The sequence below is a fragment of the Campylobacter sp. RM16188 genome (assembly GCF_012978795.1).
Taxonomy (GTDB): Bacteria; Campylobacterota; Campylobacteria; order Campylobacterales; family Campylobacteraceae; genus Campylobacter_A; species Campylobacter_A canis.
In genome coordinates, this window is record NZ_LIWQ01000022.1 from 1 (window position 1) to 17,772 (window position 17,772).

General features: G+C 32.2%; 13 protein-coding genes and 5 tRNA genes. 13 read left to right on the forward strand and 5 right to left on the reverse strand.

Annotated elements, in window-relative coordinates; translation table 11 throughout:
- The first annotated feature begins 31 nt into the window (after positions 1-31).
- From CDOM16188_RS10585 to CDOM16188_RS10595, 3 genes are all read left to right on the forward strand, one after another.
- Positions 32-5,110: an Ig-like domain-containing protein gene (locus CDOM16188_RS10585; RefSeq protein WP_216656289.1), complete on the forward strand. Its 5,079-nt coding sequence runs from the start codon at positions 32-34 to the stop codon at positions 5,108-5,110.
- A gap of 301 nt (positions 5,111-5,411) precedes the next feature.
- On the forward strand, positions 5,412-7,478 hold the full coding sequence (locus CDOM16188_RS10590) for an ATP-dependent endonuclease (protein WP_172202049.1): 2,067 nt from the start codon (positions 5,412-5,414) through the stop codon (positions 7,476-7,478).
- A complete protein-coding gene (locus CDOM16188_RS10595) occupies positions 7,466-9,373 on the forward strand; it encodes a UvrD-helicase domain-containing protein (protein ID WP_172202051.1) in 1,908 nt (635 codons plus the stop codon). Before CDOM16188_RS10590 ends, CDOM16188_RS10595 begins: the two co-directional genes overlap by 13 nt.
- A 422-nt stretch (positions 9,374-9,795) precedes the next feature.
- Here CDOM16188_RS10595 and CDOM16188_RS10600 read toward each other — a convergent pair whose 3' ends face one another.
- From CDOM16188_RS10600 to CDOM16188_RS10610, 3 genes are all read right to left on the reverse strand, one after another.
- The gene (locus tag CDOM16188_RS10600) at positions 9,796-10,203 is read right to left on the reverse strand and encodes a metallophosphoesterase (RefSeq protein WP_172202053.1); all 408 of its coding nucleotides are present in this window, start codon (positions 10,201-10,203) and stop codon (positions 9,796-9,798) included.
- Positions 10,204-10,590: 387 nt separating this feature from the next.
- The gene (locus CDOM16188_RS10605) at positions 10,591-11,184 is read right to left on the reverse strand and encodes a metallophosphoesterase (protein WP_172202055.1); all 594 of its coding nucleotides are present in this window, start codon (positions 11,182-11,184) and stop codon (positions 10,591-10,593) included.
- Between the two features lies 1 nt (position 11,185).
- Positions 11,186-11,326: a hypothetical protein gene (locus CDOM16188_RS10610; RefSeq protein ID WP_172202056.1), complete on the reverse strand. Its 141-nt coding sequence runs from the start codon at positions 11,324-11,326 to the stop codon at positions 11,186-11,188.
- 262 nt (positions 11,327-11,588) lie between these two features.
- Here CDOM16188_RS10610 and CDOM16188_RS10615 point away from each other — a divergent pair, with 262 nt between their 5' ends.
- A complete protein-coding gene (locus CDOM16188_RS10615; RefSeq protein ID WP_172202058.1) occupies positions 11,589-11,951 on the forward strand; it encodes a helix-turn-helix domain-containing protein in 363 nt (120 codons plus the stop codon).
- Positions 11,952-12,594: 643 nt separating this feature from the next.
- Here the strand turns inward: CDOM16188_RS10615 and CDOM16188_RS10620 are convergent.
- Together CDOM16188_RS10620 and CDOM16188_RS10625 are read right to left on the reverse strand one after the other, a co-directional pair.
- The gene (locus CDOM16188_RS10620; RefSeq protein WP_172202060.1) at positions 12,595-12,813 is read right to left on the reverse strand and encodes an integrase arm-type DNA-binding domain-containing protein; all 219 of its coding nucleotides are present in this window, start codon (positions 12,811-12,813) and stop codon (positions 12,595-12,597) included.
- A 318-nt stretch (positions 12,814-13,131) separates the two neighbouring features.
- Positions 13,132-13,207, reverse strand: a tRNA-Ala gene (locus CDOM16188_RS10625).
- Positions 13,208-13,315: 108 nt separating this feature from the next.
- On the opposite strand from CDOM16188_RS10625, the gene CDOM16188_RS10630 reads away from it, so the two are divergent.
- From CDOM16188_RS10630 to CDOM16188_RS10670, 9 genes are all read left to right on the forward strand, one after another.
- Positions 13,316-13,390: transfer RNA gene (locus CDOM16188_RS10630), tRNA-Gly, on the forward strand.
- 20 nt (positions 13,391-13,410) lie between these two features.
- A tRNA-Leu gene (locus CDOM16188_RS10635) sits at positions 13,411-13,496 on the forward strand.
- Between the two features lie 16 nt (positions 13,497-13,512).
- Positions 13,513-13,586 (forward strand) — tRNA-Cys (locus CDOM16188_RS10640).
- A gap of 21 nt (positions 13,587-13,607) precedes the next feature.
- Positions 13,608-13,763: a hypothetical protein gene (locus tag CDOM16188_RS10645; RefSeq protein WP_169943102.1), complete on the forward strand. Its 156-nt coding sequence runs from the start codon at positions 13,608-13,610 to the stop codon at positions 13,761-13,763.
- Positions 13,764-13,792: 29 nt separating this feature from the next.
- Positions 13,793-13,882: transfer RNA gene (locus CDOM16188_RS10650), tRNA-Ser, on the forward strand.
- 397 nt (positions 13,883-14,279) lie between these two features.
- Complete coding sequence (locus CDOM16188_RS10655) at positions 14,280-15,458, forward strand: MalY/PatB family protein (protein ID WP_172202062.1); 1,179 nt, start codon at positions 14,280-14,282, stop codon at positions 15,456-15,458.
- A gap of 187 nt (positions 15,459-15,645) precedes the next feature.
- Entirely contained in the window at positions 15,646-16,122 is a 477-nt protein-coding gene (gene moaC / locus CDOM16188_RS10660; protein ID WP_172202068.1) for a cyclic pyranopterin monophosphate synthase MoaC, read from the forward strand.
- A complete protein-coding gene (locus CDOM16188_RS10665; protein WP_172202064.1) occupies positions 16,097-16,360 on the forward strand; it encodes a DUF493 domain-containing protein in 264 nt (87 codons plus the stop codon). The genes moaC and CDOM16188_RS10665 overlap by 26 nt, the downstream gene beginning before the upstream one ends.
- A 9-nt stretch (positions 16,361-16,369) precedes the next feature.
- Positions 16,370-17,638: a hypothetical protein gene (locus tag CDOM16188_RS10670; protein ID WP_172202066.1), complete on the forward strand. Its 1,269-nt coding sequence runs from the start codon at positions 16,370-16,372 to the stop codon at positions 17,636-17,638.
- Positions 17,639-17,772 lie beyond the last annotated feature (134 nt).

A 17,772-nucleotide genomic window follows, 5' to 3' on the forward strand; every position in this document is an offset into this window, starting at 1 on the left:
GGTATTTTGGATGGATGGAGAAGACCTAATCTTGGATATTGGAAATAGTGATAGCTTGATAGTAAAATCACAAGCCGATTTAAACAAAACGATAGAAAAAATATATTTATCAGACAATAACTATATAGATAAAAGCCGCCTTGATATTGCCTTGGCTAATCTTAGATTAAAAGCTTCGGAATTAGGCATAGTCTTAAATAGAGAAAATATATTATCAAATCCGGAATTGGTTTCAATCATAAGATCTTCTTGGCAAATCGAAAGAAATGATACTCACACTCCTCCGCTTGTATTGGATATAAACTCAAACAGTATTACATCAAGCTCTCTTGTAAATTCTAATACATACTTTGATTATGATGGCGATGGAGTAAGAGAGAAAACAGGTTGGATAGAAAGTGGCGATGGACTACTTGCGATAGACATTGACAAAAATTCTTTAATAGACAAAGGAAGCGAGCTTTTTGGAACTCATTTTAAGCTATCAAACAGCTCATATGCAAAAGATGGATATGAGGCCCTAAGAGATTTTGACTCAAATAAAGATAATATTATAGATGAAAATGATGAAAAATTTAAAGATTTAATAGTATGGATGGATAATGAAAATGGAATTAGTGAAAAAGGAGAGTTAAAAACCCTAAAAGAGCTTGGAATTTCACAAATTCATCTACCTGATAAGGAAAACTTCTCTATTGTAGAAAATGAGAATATTATAACCAACGAATCTACTTTTAAACAAAATAGCACAAGTAAAAGCATAAAAGATGTTTGGTTCAAATTTAGTCCTACTGACGCCAAATCGAATATACCTATTGAGCCTTTATATGATAACAATTTTACCGATATAATTATAGATTCTAATAATTATGTAGATGAAACTAAGATATTGTCTCAGGCAAGTATAAAAGAGCTTATCATAAATTCAGGCTATACTGGAATAGGAAGTAGTGGAACAAGTGCGAAAGCGAATGCCAATAATGGAACTCTGACACTTGAAAATAGATGGTTTAAATCAGATAATCTAGATACTATATATGATAAAAATGATTTGAATTCATCAGATTCAAATTTAAAAGGTAGCGGAAACGTAAGAGACTTGGATGATGCGGCAAATTCAAACTTAAAACTAAAAGAGGATATTAAAAGGTACGAAGAAGAATCTACAAGTAAAGCCTTTGATGAATTGAGCAAAGATATGGATAATATACTTGACGGATGGGCGTTGAATGATAATTTTGGTTCAAACAACTCATTTGTGCCGCCTATAGTACTGGATCTTAATTCAAACGGCATTACATCTACGGATCTTAATAAAACAGATATATACTTTGACTATAAGAATATAGGAAGAAGAGATAAAACCGCTTGGATAGATCAAGGAGATGGATTATTAGGAGTAGATATAAATAAAGATAGGATTATAAATAACTCATATGAATTGTTTGGTTCGCTATCGAAGCTATCAAACGGCTCATATGCAAAAGATGGATATGAGGCCCTAAGAGATTTTGACTCAAATAAAGATAATATTATAGATGAAAATGATGAAAAATTTAAAGATTTGCTTGTATGGCAAGATTTAAACCTTGACGGGAAAAGCACAAAAGAAGAAGTTAAATCGTTAAAAGATGTTGGAATTTCATCTTTGTCTTTAGAAGTTTCAAATAATACTACTTTTGAAAACGGTAATCGTATAACTGGAGAGAGTTTGTTTCAAACATCTAACGGGAAAACAGGTATTGTTAGGGATGTTTGGTTTAAAGTAAGTGACAAGCATAGTATAGCGGTAAGTGAGCTAAGTGACGAATATGAGAAGAAGATATCCATAGTGGAGGCTTTTAGAGGGTCTAGACTTACTAATGAGCAAAGGGCAAATCCCTATATAGTGCTAGCTGTATTAAAAGAGTATGATAATATAAAATTTGCAACTATGAGCAAAATACTTTCAAATAGGCTATTTGGAGAAAATACAAAGAGTTGTCAACTTATGTTTAACGCATTAAACTTAAAACTTGAGCGCATAATAAATCATGAAGCTAATGAAACAGAAACGGCTCTTGCTATAAATTTATTATCCGCTGCCTTAAAAAGAGACTACAATTATGCTATTTTTAAAATAAATAAAAACTATCTTGTAAATGAAAAAATTCAGACTCTTCTTGCAAAAACCGGCATTAGTTTTAAATTGAGCGGCAAAGATATAGTAGGAACAATAGGAAAATATAATTTTGCAACCAAAAGTAGCGAAAATTTTGATTTCAGCAGTAGTAAAAATGGAATATCAATAGAAGCTAGGGGCGGAAACGATACTATTATAGGGTCAAACTTCAATGATGAAATCAACGGAGGAAATGGTAATGATATAATATTTGGCTCAGGAGGTATGGATATATTGCGAGGCGCTGCAGGAAATGATTTGCTCATAGGCTCCAAAGATAATACTATATATGAGTATTATTTAGGAGACGGTGACGATATTGTTATTGATGATGGCGGAAGAGATGTATTAAGATTCGCATTCTTAAAACCAGAAGATGTCAGTATTCAAAAAAGTGGCAATGATATGATAATTCGCATATCAAATCCATTTGATAAAAATGACATATTAGGAAACATAACTATCAAAAATGGCTACACCACAGGTAAAATAGAGCAATTTTACTTTGATGGCAAAATTTTAAGCTTTGAAGAGATATTAGAAAAAGTTTCTGCTGATACAATTTATAAATTTAATAAATTCGATGGTGTAGTTACCATAGATGATATTGGCGGTGTAGATAGAGTATTGTTCGGAGATGGAATTTCATTTGATAGCATTATTGTCAATAAACTTGATACCGATCTTGAAATAGCTATCAAAATAGATGGAAGAAAATATGATGAGCTTACTGATAAGCTTGTTATTAAAAATTTCTTTAATAGCCAAGGAAGAATAGAAAGTTTTGTGTTTAGTAATGGAGCTATTCTAAATCATGAAGAAATATTAAAAGATTTAAGTGGCATGGGAAATGATAAATTTATAATAGGTGACAAATTTGACAATACTCTAAATGGAACTGAAAATGCAAATATTATAAACGGCAAAGAGGGCAATGATACGCTTAATGGCCTTAATGGGGATGATAAGTACATCTTTGAAATTTCAGGAGGAAAAGACACCATATCAGATACCGGAGGTCTGGATAAGATAATATTTGGATTTGATATTAATCGAGATAATCTTCAAGGCAAAATTTCAGGAGATGATTTGATCGTAGGCATAAAAGAGTCAGGTGTCGCTTTTGATAATTTAAAAGACAAAATCACTATTAAAAACTGGAATAATCCTGAAAATAAAATAGAAAGAGTAGCTTATAGTGATGGCAGCGAATATGATATAGAAACATTATTAAATAGAGCTGTAAAATTCGATCAAGAAAGTATCAGTATGGATCTAAAAAATCAAAGAAGTATTTCTTCTTTTGTTAAGGCTTTTGATCCTGATGGCGGTGATATTATTTATGAAATAATTTCTAACCCTCAAAATGGAACATTTGCATTACAAAAAGACGGAGCTTATAGCTATAAGGCAAATGAAGGGTTTGTAGGAGTTGATAAAGTTGTAATTAAAGCTAGTGATATGATGGGAAGCGAGGCCTTGCTTAACATTAATTTTAATATTAGTGTTACTATACCTATTATTGGCTTTTCGTCAAATTTTATTAAAGAGGATGAAATATTAAGAGGAAAAATAGAAGTTATTGCGGACGTACCTAATGACAATATTAAATATGAGCTTATTGGCAATCCAAAAAATGGTATATTTACTATCAACTCAGATGGAAGTTATGAATATAGGCCAGAAATTAATTTTAACGGCAAAGATAGTGTGGAGATAAAAGTTAGTAACTCTTACGGAATTAGTTCTAAAGCCAGACTTGAAATCAATGTAGAGGCAGTGAATGATTTGCCTTTGTTTAATAGTGAAGCTGAAGTTTATGAATTAAAAAATACAAATATTATTAGTTCTAAAATAGAAGCCATAGATGTTGATGGAGATAAACTCACGTATTCAATAGTTTCAAATGCTGCAAATGGAAAATTTAATATAGACGAAGAAGGAAATTTCTCCTATAAGGCAAATGCTGATTTCTTAGGGCTGGACAGTGTTATGATTGGTGTCAGTGATGGAAAGGAATTTGTAAAAAAAGAGTTAAAATTTAATATTCTTGGTTATCAGTATGATGGAGGTGATATGCTTATAGACTCTAGTTATTCTAACAATACCATAAAGATATCTAAATCTAATATATCAGACATTGATTTTTCAAGACACATAGATGATCTTTTGCTGCATCTGCCTAATGGTACTATAACTATTAGCAAGTATTTTAACAAGAATAAGACTGTATCATTTTTAGAATTTAAAGATGGTACAAAGATTAATATTTCAAATGATAATCTACAAGAGTCAACCAAAAGCTGGTGGCAACTAAAACCTTCTGTGTCATTAAAGCATAGCGGAATAGTCTTTGGCATAGACAAAAAAGAGAATATAAATGGCTCAAAGCAAAACGATGTAATTATAACTAGTGGCGGAAAAGACAACGTTGATGCGGGAAAAGGAAATGATATAATATTTGCAGGCAACTATGATACTATAAAGGCTGGAAAAGGAGACGATACTATTGTTTCAAGAGGCAATAGTGCAACATTAATTGGCAGTGACGGAGATGATGTATATATAATTTCATCAAAATCAAATAATAATATCATTAAAGATAAAGAGCTAATCAATCTTATTAACGGAGGCAATGATACTATTAGATTAAGTGGAGACATAACCAAGCAGGATATTACTTTTAGCAGAACCGGTACTTTTTCTAAAGATCTCCTTGTAAGATACAAAGACAATAGTCTTATTGTAAAAAATCAATCAAACAAATACTCAGCTGTAGAGAAGCTAGAATTAGATAATGGTAACTATATAACAAGAGATCAGATAGATAAGATAATACAAGATATTAATGCTTTTGCTAAAGATAACGGCATATCAAGTATTAATCACGATACTATAAGAAACAATAACGATATGATGAATATAGTTATGAATGGGTGGATTGGGTAGAGGGCTGTATGGTCTAGTCACACCTCTATCCTCTTATTGTTTATATATAAAGGCATAAGAGAGTAGAGGTTTCTTTTTTGTATCATAATCTAAGTTTTTCTTAAAGATTAAATTTAAAAATGTTCTTTAATATACATCATGAGTCAATCACGAATCATAGTGTAAGATAAGTTTAAAAACTTAATATCTCTAACAATAGAAATAGATAACTCGAGGAACTTATTTTATTAAAAGGATAGCCTATCAGCTTCTGTTTAATGTATTCACGAGTAATATAGTTGAAAACAAAAGGAAGGTGTAAATGATTTTAAATAAAATAGTTGTTCAAAATTTTAGATTGCTAAAAAATTTTGAATTAAATCTTAAGAATGAACTCTCTTTAATTATAGGAAAAAACAATTGTGGAAAAACTTCAGTTCTTATTATTTTAGACAAGATACTAAATTCATCTAAATTAATGTGGGAAGATATAAATTTGGAATGTCAGAAAGAACTGTATGAAAAAATAATTGATTTTGATATATCTGAGCAGGAGAAAGTTGCATCATTAGAAGCTGTTAATTTGCAATTATTTATAGAGTATGATGATAATGATTCATATGCAAATATACAAAAATTTATGATGGATTTGAATCCGGATAATAATACTATAGTTTTAGAATTTATTTCATTAATATCTATAAAGAAAATTATAGAATTAAAAGAGATTATTAACGAAAAGAAACTTGAAGATTTCATATCATTTTCTAAATTTATCAGCAAGAATTTTTCAAACTTTTTTGAAACTAAAAAATATTCGAGGGGATTTGATGCTGAATTAAATCAAATAACACAAGATAGGTCAGAAGAGATTGATAATAAGGATATTCAAAAAGTAATTAAAGTGGCAGGAATTAGAGCCGATAGAGCAGTTTCTAATGATGATCGTAATCATGTTTTATCAAGTTTGACGGGAAAATATTTTAGTTCTTATAAGGCTTCAAAAAATGAAAGTGAATCTATATTTACTAACCTCGAAGAAGAACTGGAGAAAGCTGATAGGGCATTATATGCGATTTATAACGGAAGAGAAAGTGAAGGCGAAGAAGCTGTAAAAGGTATTTTTAGTGATGTTATAAATGTTATAAAAACATATGGTGGTGCAGAAAATGGAATTGATATAGCAATAGAGTCATCTATTTCAGAGAAAAATTTATTGTCAGATAATACAAACTTAAGTTATAGACAAGGGGGAGATTGTTCACTTCCAGAAACTTATAATGGGTTGGGGTATTTGAATTTAATTGGTATTTTGTTTGAGATTGAAACCAAGATACAGGAATTATTTGAACAACCGGCAGATATAAATCTCTTATATATTGAAGAGCCTGAAGCACATACACATCCCCAGTTACAGTATATATTTATAAGGAATATTAAAGCTCATATTAAAGCACATAGAACAAAGTTGTTGGAAGAAAAGAATAAGCAGTTGCAGATTTTAATCACTTCTCATTCATCACATATAGTTTCTGAATGTAACTTTGATGATATTATATATTTGAAGAAAAACGGGAATACAGTTATAGCTAAGAGTTTTAATTCTTTAAAAGAAGAGTATGGTGGGAATGAAAAGAAAGGATTTAAGTTTGTAAAACAATATCTGACAATAAATAGAAGTGAGCTTTTCTTTGCAGATAAAGCTATTTGTATAGAAGGAGATACCGAACGAATCTTAATGCCGACTATGATGTATAAGACCGATAATAAAGAAAAGCCAGAAGGATATATTATTCCACTATTATCACAAAATATTTCTGTAATAGAAGCTGGGGCACATTCACATACCTTTATTCCATTATTTGAGTTTTTAGGTATCAAGGTCTTGATAATCACAGACATAGATGCCGCAAATATAAATGTTAATGGGAGGTATGTAAAATCACATCCAAAGGACGCAAGGTATACAAGCAATGCCTCTATAAAAGACTTTTTTAAAGGTTCAGGTCTTGATGAATCAAATAATCAATTTAAGGAACTTGTAGAAAAAAGACCTGAGGATAAAATTAAAAATAATATTAGAATAGCCTATCAAATACCGGAAATTGATGATGAGTATCAAGCAAGTAGTTTTGAAGATGCATTTATAGCATTAAATAAAGACTTTATATTAAAGAATAAAGACGGATTTTGTGAATATGGGGCGTTAAAAGACTTTGAGAATGATGAAATAGCAAGTGGTGATTATTATAATTTTGCATTAAAAAATGTGGAAAAGAAGTCAGCATTTGCATCAAGCCTATTGTATTTTGACAAAGAAGATGGCAACGAGGATGAAAAATGGGCAGTTCCACATTATATTGAGGAGGGCTTATTATGGATACGCTAACACTGGAAAAAGAAGTATTGGAAGCTCTTCAATGTATAAAAAATGGTAAAAATTTTATTTTAGAAGGTGGTGCTGGAAGCGGAAAAACATACTCGTTAATTTCCTTAATAAATGCACTCATAGGGGAATTACCAGATATTAAGATAGTATGCATTACGTATACAAATAATGCAGTTACAGAAATTTTATCAAGAATAGAAAATGAGAACCTTTGGGTTTCAACAATACATGAGTTTATATGGGCTCTTATTAGGAAATATCAGAATGAAATAAAGGATATTTTAGTTGAGCTTATTAACGATGAAAATGAAAAGAACTTTAAAAAGCCAAAAGATTTTTCTGAGGCTTTAATTTCAAAAGAATATTTCGAAAATATTTATGTGGAATATGACGAGTATTATTCTGTAACGCCAAATGATGAAAACAGAGTTAAAATTAGTCATGATCACATTTTGATTGTTGCAGAGAAAATGTTTGAGAAATACAAAAAAATAGCGGATATTTTAAAGGATATTGCAGATTGCATTTTTGTTGATGAATATCAAGATACAAGTCCTTTAGTTGCTGATATTTTATTAAAGCATCTTGATCAAAGCAGTAAGAAAAATGTAATTGGTTTTTTTGGGGATTCAATGCAGTCTATATATGACAACGGAGTTGGTAATTTAAATCAATATAGTTTAACAAAAATAGTAAAAACTCAAAACCGAAGAAATCCAAGAGTTGTAATTGAAGTAGCTAATAAATTTAGAGATGATGGTATTGAGCAAGTACCTTCAGAAGATATAAATGCACCCAATATGGAGAATGGTGTCATTCGGGAGGGTAGTATTAAATTTTTATATGGAAATGAAACAGATGATTTTATAAGTGTAAAGGGAAAGGATATTTTTGAATCTTGGGATTTCTCTGATGGAAAACAAACAAAAGAGTTAAGGTTGACTCATAAATATAATGCTGAAATGGCTGGATTTAAAGACTTATATGATATATATAATGCTGATTTGATAATTACTCTTATAAACAAGATAAAGGAAAAAATTGATAAAGGAGATGTAGATAGTGATAAGACTTTTGGAGAATTGGCGTTAGAGGTAAAACCAACATTTAAGAAAGTAGATTTATTGGATCAAATTAATGGAAGTGAAACTTATCAGTCAATATACAGTGTTTTAGAAGATATGTCATGGGAAGAAGCTTACGAAAAATGTAGAGTTACTAAGGAATCTCTTATGTCATATAAATTAAACGGGATGAGTGGTAAATATGAAGCTAATTCTTACAGAGATAGAATTCTACGCAGATTGGATATATTAGAGGAAATTATTGAATTATACGAGGCTAATAAATTTAATGATTTTCTACGAATAACAAAATTTTCTATTCATAATAGGAATGATAAGATTTGCCTTAGGAAAGCAATTGATTATCTTGTAAATAAAGAAAATAAAACGATAGAAGAAGTTTTAGAGTTTGCTGAAGGGAAAGGACTACTCAAAGAAGATGAATTATTTAGTGATTATATTTCAAATAAAGGGTTTTATTTATGGGAGAGAATAAAAAATACAACATTTAAGCAATATAGAAAAAGTGTTTTATATTTAAAAGAATTTTCACCAATTTGTACTCAACATAGTGTTAAGGGTAGTGAATATGATAATGTACTTCTTGTATTAGAGTCTGATTGGAATAAATACGATTTTAATACATTATTTGGAAAAGGATCTTCAAATTCTAATGTTCAGCTAAGAACGAAAAAATTATTTTATGTATGTATAACGAGAGCAAAAAAGAATTTAATAATATATATGCCTACTAATGATTCTGACATATTGGAGAAAGTAAAAGAGTTTTTTGGAGAAGAAAATGTGCTTTCAATAGACGAGCTTATATAGGATTTATAAATTTCAATTAAAAATATTTTATATAAAATCCTAAATAGTTTCCAAATAGTCATAAGAGAACTTGGTAAAGCGGACTATAATTAGAATATTTTATTAAATCATTACAATGTATTTAACTTCTACTGCTAAAAGTTAAATACAGTTTTGCTAATTTTTATGTTTAGAATATGTCCAGAATGGGGTCTTAGGGGCTTACCCCTAACGAGATATTTTGTCTGACTTGTCGGACAAAAAGTATCCTCGCCTATGTTATAAATGTATGACTATCCTCGCCATCTTGGATATGGCATATAGTAATATTTATAAAATGCTTTTCATAAAAATAGACTTAAGCTTTTAACACATCTTTATCTCAAACGCTCTTTTCTCTCTTTAGATCAAACACCTCCTTACTCTTTATCTCCATTACCGATCTATTGAAAGAGAACTAATTTATAACTGGCATCTTTAAATTTTAAAGTTAGCTCCTTATAATCCGTTATCTCTTCAAATAGCTTATTGCCGTCGAATTTAGTAATTTGCAATAGCTCGTCCTTATTATTCTTGATAATCTCATCGTGATTGCCTAGGATTAAGGTATGCTTACCGTTTAATCTCTTTAGTATGGATATACTCTTTTCTATATCCCTGTAAAAAGATAAATCACCTAAATTGTAAATTTCATCGTTAATTCCTACCGTATCGTTCCAAAGACTAATTAGTCCGTTATCCATCTCATCTACACAGTTAAAGTTTCTAAAGCACGGACAAAATTTCATAACGTTTTTATGCCCCAAATGCAGATCGGACGTAAAAAATATATTATTACTATTACTATTCATAACTATTTCCTTGAAGGTTTAAAGCTATATATGCATACATTATCCATATATAGCTAAATCTCTTAGCTTTTATAATATAAATTTGTGAAGTAAGCTATCTTAGCGAACTTCAAATCACTATCTCTTAATTTTTACAATATTAAATTCGTGCGGAAGTTTTTGTTTACGTAGATATAAAGGTAAAAAGGATTCTACCTCTACGTATTTGAAAGTTCGCTTAAAATTTAAAGGCTCTCCACTATCTTTGATTCGTAATATGAATGAAGAGTAGTAGTTTCAGATATGTTTTTTATTTTATATCAAAATGAGCTTGCTTTTACTCTCGCTTTACCTTCATATATCCTATCTTATGCTCTTTAGAGATATGCAAAGGTTAATATAAGCTCTTTATATCTCCACCCTTATAATCCCGGGCTTTTTACTATCCTTATCGCACCCCGGATTATATATGATAGCGTCTTTTAATCTATACTCTGTTTTTATAGGGTTATGAATATGTCCCGATAAGACGAATTTAGGAGATATTGTGCCTTTGCCTATTACGTAGTATAGCTTTCTGCTTCCGTAGTCGCTTCCGCCTAGCTCTATAGAGGTAGGAGTTCTTGAAGGAGGCAGGTGAGATAATAATATATCGCACTCTTTAAATTTCTCATAGTTCGGATTATAATAAGCGGCGCAACCGAATTTCACCTTATCTATCTCTTCTATACTACTATCGGAGTAAATGCCTTCTATCTCATTTAGCCAAATCTTATCCCATATGGGTCTTACGTCATGGTTTCCGCTGCATACGAATGTCGGTTTAGTTAGACTCTTTAAGAATTTAGTAGTTATATCTATCTGAAAATCAAGCCCTTTAGGATGAAAGGCGTCTAATAGATCTCCCGTTATACAGATAACGTCATACTCCTTCTCTATATGCTTAATATAGCTAAACCACTCTTCGTTAAAGTGAAGATCCGTAGTATGTAGGATTTTCATGTTAGGGCTTTATAAAAGACGCTCTTGTATTACTAGTAACGATACTAGTAACGGCATAAGTAAAATAATCATAAGGAATGATAGGGTTTGAACTATTATTTTTATTTAGGCTTTTGCCTCTTAGCTCTTCATCTTGACGCATGAGATTCCTTTTATTCGTTTATATATGCCGGCTTTTGACTACTAAATTTATTTAGTTATTGCCAAATGACGCTTTACTTATAGGATATGGTCTTTGATACTCTTAAAGCGTATATAAATTTTACTTGCTTCATTTACCTCTTCGCCTTATCCGATAATGGAATGGAATTTGGTATAATATTTACTAGCCATATAAGAATTATACTATATAATATAGTATAATGTCAAGAGTATTTACTACTATTTATAGTAAAAAGAGTAAGATGAGAACATATGATGAGATATTAGCCGATATTAAAAAGCTTGCGAAGGTATCAAGCAATAAGGAGCTATGCGAATTTCTAAATATTCCTTATAAAAATTTAAATATGTGGCAGTATAGAGGAGTGATTCCCGCTAAAAAGCTTATAGAGATATCCGAAAAACTTAACGTAAGCATAGATTTATTAATAAACGGCGATACGAATGACATCAATTTACAACTCCAACCTTCTACCGATAATCCGAAACTGCAAAGCGAGATATTTAAAGAATTCCTAGAGCTCTTTAAAGATTATGGCAATGACAAGATACTGCTTCCTATTATAGAGAAACTAAGAGAGATAGAGAGAATTTCTAAGGAGTAGAGTTACGAATAAAAGAAAAGTTTATTAAATTTGTGCTATAAAGGAAAGGACGTGAAGATTACGTTTCGCTTTATTTTATTGATGAGAGCAAAGATATCGTTGTCGTTCTTGATATTTTTAAGGAAATTTACCAAAGCGTAAATAGCAATATAAAACCGAAGAATTCTATAAACAAATTTCTAATATGTATCACTTTCTGTATCACTAAAATTTTATTATCATTAAAATACCTGCAAATTCGTATAAAAATACTTGTTTTCGAATCCCATCCTGTCTGCCATGATTTAAATATGTCAATTTCATTTTTTTAAATTTTTCTTTCAAACTCCTAAAACATACTATAACTTTCCTATCAATTATATATCGCTAGTGATATATAACAAATGGTTAAAAGGCTACTTTATTTAAGAGATAAAAAGACTAGTTAAGCTTAGTGGTAGTAAAAGTAAAGTTGATTATAGCACAAAAAGTAAACAAGTACTAAACTTATACTATTGATGCTATAGTAGGTAGAATATTTAAGCTTTGTTATGTAGATCAAAAGAGTTGCATAACGAAGATAATTAGGAATTTACGTTATAGCCGAAGATATTAAAAGATTTATCGAGATCTTAAAGAGATTATCAAACATAATATATTGTGGTCAAATATGAATAATAAGACTTTTAAATTTATACTTATCATTCTTGTCTTTAATGGTATCTATATCCTTACCACCTTCAAGCTCTTTTAGTAATTTTACGGCGTCTATCCTTGCTTCGCTTACACTATAAATGCCTTCTCCAAACTTACCTATTGTAAGCGACTTATCATCCTTTGTTCTTATAAAGAATGTTTTCTTGCCACTTGGATTAAGCCACAAATATAACTATTTGGGATTTCATACCGCTATTTTCTTTTTAAATTTTGGAGGTTGCAGTTTTCTGATATCTTTATCTTGAAGATTTTCCTTAGAGATGTTTGCGATTTAATTCCTTTCGTTTCCATGTTTTCTTATGTTTTTTACAAAAGTCCCAGAATTAAAAAGAACCCCTTAATTAGTCGCTGAATTAATCAAAAGCAATTATAGCACAAAGAGTAATCAAAGCAACTAATTGGAAATTAAAAATGCTGTAAAGCCCTTAAGTAAGGCATTTAACAGAATTAAAGAGAAGGGATTAAAACTTAAAGAAAGTTTAAATGGTGGAGTTAAGCGGGATCGAACCGCCGACCTCTTGAATGCCATTCAAGCGCTCTCCCAGCTGAGCTATAACCCCAAAAAGTATTTGGTGATTATATACATATTTCACTTACAAAAAATTTAATTTTATCAAAAATAAAATATTTTTTTAAGCATAGTTGGGATAAAATTACACTTTCAAAATGCGGGAATAGCTCAGGGGTAGAGCACAACCTTGCCAAGGTTGGGGTCGCGAGTTCGAATCTCGTTTCCCGCTCCATCAGTTTTTTGGGAATTTATGCCCGGGTGGCGGAATGGTAGACGCAAGGGACTTAAAATCCCTCGGTAATTTTACCGTACCGGTTCAAGTCCGGTTTCGGGCACCATAAATTTAAGCTAAAAGGCGACATGGCCAAGTGGTAAGGCAGAAGCCTGCAAAGCTTTTACCCCCGGTTCGAATCCGGGTGTCGCCTCCAAAACGACATAAGGAGAAAAAGATGCGTTATGTTTTAGTACTTTTATCTGCGGTCCTTTTGATGGCTGGCTGTTCAAATACCTGGCGAGGTGTCAAACAAGATACCAACAAAGCGGTTGAATGGTCTAAAGACAAAGTTAACGACGGGGCTACCTACGTTAAAGAAAAAACTGAATAAATTTGGCTAAATTTAGCCAAATTATGACTCGGGAGATGGCTGAGTGGTCGAAAGCGGCGGTCTTGAAAACCGTTGAGGTGTGAAAGCCTCCGGGGGTTCGAATCCCTCTCTCCCGGCCATTATTTAACTCCAATTATCTTTTAAATTTCTCATAAAAAATCAATTTATAAAAGCTATTTGTAAAATTTCACATATCTACAAATGCAATTTAAAAAGATTTCTTTGATTGAAAAGCCAAACGAAAACTTAGATTCAACAAAGCCATCATTTAAAACTTTTGTTTTATAGAGTAATTATAAAAATTTATTTGATACTCTGGTTACAACTAAGCAATATTACAAAACATCTCTTTCATTAGCTTATCATCAAATTTTATAAAGCATTTTAAGATACTGCGATCAAAAACCACAATAATCAAAGCGGGAAAGATCGCGATTAATAATTTAAGTATAAAACGATAAAATTTCAACCAACAAAAGAGCTAAAAAGAGTGCAAAATAAAAATAAAGGCGAAATATGAGATATGATTTTGATAAAGTTATAAATAGGCGTGGTTTAGACTCCGTAAAATGGAGTTGCAAAGAGGATGAGCTGCCGATGTGGGTAGCGGATATGGACTTTGAATGCGCGCCTGAAATTTTAGCTGCACTTCAAAAGCGCCTTGATCACGGTGTATTTGGATACCCGACTCTGACCGCAGAGTGGCAAAGTTCAATTTGTTCGTGGTGGAGCAGAAGGCACAAAGTTGATTTTAAGCCTGAGTGGCTTATCTCCTGTAGCGCAGTGGTGCCGGCGATTGCGAGCATAATACGTAAATTTTCTTGCCCCGGAGATAAAATCTTAGTCCAATCTCCTGTTTATCATGCGTTTTTTAATATAATCATAAATAACGGCAGACAAATTGCAGACAACAAGTTAATCTATAATTCGCAAGAGTATGAAATCGACTTTATAGATCTTGAAAACAAGCTTAAAGATCCGCTCACTCGCATAATGTTGCTTTGCAATCCGCACAATCCGATAGGCAAAATTTGGAGCAAAGCAGAGCTTGAAAAGATCGCCAAACTATGCTATGAAAACGACGTTTTGTTAGTATCTGATGAAATCCACTGCGATATCGTAGACCCTAAGCTTAGCTACACTCCAATGGCTTTGATTGAAGAGTATTTTCAAAACTGCATAACCTGCATCTCGCCCAGCAAGAGCTTTAATATCGCGGGCATTCAGGGCGCTATGGTCGTAACGCCAAATGAAAATTTAAAAGATCTTATAAAGCGCGCTTTTGATAACGATAAAATCGCCGAAAACAACATATTTAGCGCAGTAGCGACGATAGCCTCGTATAATGAAAGTGAGGTGTGGCTTGATGAGCTTAGAGAGTATATCTATACTAATAAAATTTTAGTGCGGGAATTTTTACAAAGCGAAATTCCAATCATCAAGCTCGTTCATTCGACGGCTACTTATTTGCTTTGGCTTGACTGCTCGCAAATTTGTGATGATTCGAGTAAATTACAAAAATTTCTAAGAAGCGAATTTGGGCTTTGGGTATCTGAGGGCGGAGAGTTTGGAGGTAACGGCAAGCAGTTTTTACGCATGAATATAGCATGCCCTAAAGAGCTCTTAAAAGATGGCTTAAGCCGTCTTAAAAAGGGAATAAACGCTTTTATAAATAGCGAAAAATCGCAATTTTGAATTTTATTTGCAAATTGGCAAACTATTAACTTTGAGTTGGGATAAAATTTAAAACACTTAGATATTATTTCATTGTCCGACAAGAAAAACCTCCTTTTTGTAACAACTCAATATGCGCCCTTTAACGAGGGTGCATATTTATCTCCCCTTTAATAGCTTTTGATATAATCCAAATTAAAAAAGGATAATCATGCTAACACATTTAGACGAAAAAAATCGCCCGAAAATGGTTGACGTAAGCGAAAAATCGCCCACTACGCGCATAGCCGTAGCAAGCGGTATCATAAAAATGAGCCAAGAAGCTTTTAGCGCAATTAAAGAAAATACGGGCAAAAAAGGTCCCGTTCTTCAAACTGCCGTAGTTGCTGCAATCATGGGTGTTAAAAAAACAAGCGAATTAATCCCGATGTGTCATCCGCTACTTATCAGCTCGGTTGATTGCGATATCGTTGAGTTACCCGAAATAACGGCTTTTAAATTAATAGTAAGCGTTAAGATCGAAGGCAAAACAGGCGTTGAGATGGAGGCACTTATAGGTGTTAGCGTGGGTCTTTTAACTATATACGATATGATAAAAGCCATAGATAAGTCCATGCAAATAACAGATATAGCGCTTGAAAGCAAAACAGGAGGAAAAAGTGGCGAATATTCACGAAATAAATGAAAAACCAAATATCAAATACCCCACTTTATGGGAGTATAAATTTATACTTGAAGCGGGTATAAACGCTCAAAATACGATAGATGAACTAGTAAGAGGTCGCGAGTATGAACTAAAATTTTCCAAATTCAGTTCGGATAAAAAATACGCCAGCTACAACTTAAAGCTAACCGTAAATTCAGAAAAAGAGCGCTTAGAGATATTTAACGCTATCAAAAATCGCTCCAAATACGTTTTATAAAGGAAAAATATGCAAAATAAAATTTTTCTTCACACACTTCAAGAAAACAAGGACAATCCGCAAATTTTAGTCCTTATCCGTGAGCTTGCATTTGATCTTAGCAAGAAAAAATTCAAAGAACTAAAAAGCGATCAAGAGCTAAACGAAGAGGTCTCAAATACTTTTGGGCAAATGTGTGAAATTCTAAGATCGGAAAATTTACTCAACTCAAAAAGCGTTGCAAATCTTATAGACGGCATCACGAGTGCGGCAAGCGAGTCAAAAGAGCAGTTTTTGTATAAGTTGATTTATGAAAAAGAGCGCATAGAAAAGCAGATCGACGATCAAATTTATGATATCAAACACACCATACAAACCACTCTTGAAAGCATTGAAAGCCACATACAAAATGGCGAATTTGAAGAAAAAGAGCAAATTTTAAACGCAATTGACGATGCTATGCTTTGCGATTTGCAGATGCTTGGAATCCTTCGCGAAACTACCGAAGCGGCGTTTTTGACTACCATAGAAAAGGGCGAGGACGTAAGAGATACGAGCGCAGAAATAGCTAAAAATATCGTATATAGCGCGATAAACGAGGGTGTATTTAGCAAAATTCGCTTCCTTGAGATCGCAGAAGTCGTCATAGAAACCGCCGTAACTATCGCAAACGAAGATCACAGCTTTGCAAAAGAGCTTATAAACGGCTCGGTAACCGGTGCAAGAGACGGAATTTTAAAAGCGATTGAGAAATTTAAAGAGGAGATGAAATTCGCTCCGGATAGCGAAAATTTGATAAAAAGCGCAAAAGAGCTGGTTAGGATAGAAGATGACTTCGTAACCATGCTTAAAAATCTAATGCAGCGCTCAAACGACCCTGCCGCAAGCATCATCAGCGATCTTTTGGAAAATACGCTGGATAGTTATTTTGCGAAATTTAAGCGTATGCAAAACGAGATCGGCGACCAGCTTGCTATAAGGCTTGAAGAGCTTAAAATGAATGAAAATATCAACAAATTTACGCAAAGCGCAAGCGTTAAATTTGAGACTTTGAAAAGAGAATTTAACGAAAAAAGCGATAAATTGATGGAAAATCTTGAGGTCAATGAAAAGCTTGAAGCGCTTAAAAAAGAGATAGCCGAATTTGAGAAAAAGGCTTCAGAAAAGCTTGAAGGCATAAAATACGAAGAAATCGGCGAAAATTTAAAAACCAAAGCCAAAAAACTCGGCGACAGGATCTATGAGAGTGCCGAAAATTTCATAAAAACCGCAAAAGAAAAGATAAACAAAAAAGATTAGATATGAGATGTTAGAGGCGTTATCGCCTCTAATTTTATTTATATTGCAAGCAAAGGCACGAAAATTCGCCCTATCTATAAGAGCAAATTTATCCAAACACGCTTAAGCTCATAAAACCTTAATTTATTTGCTTA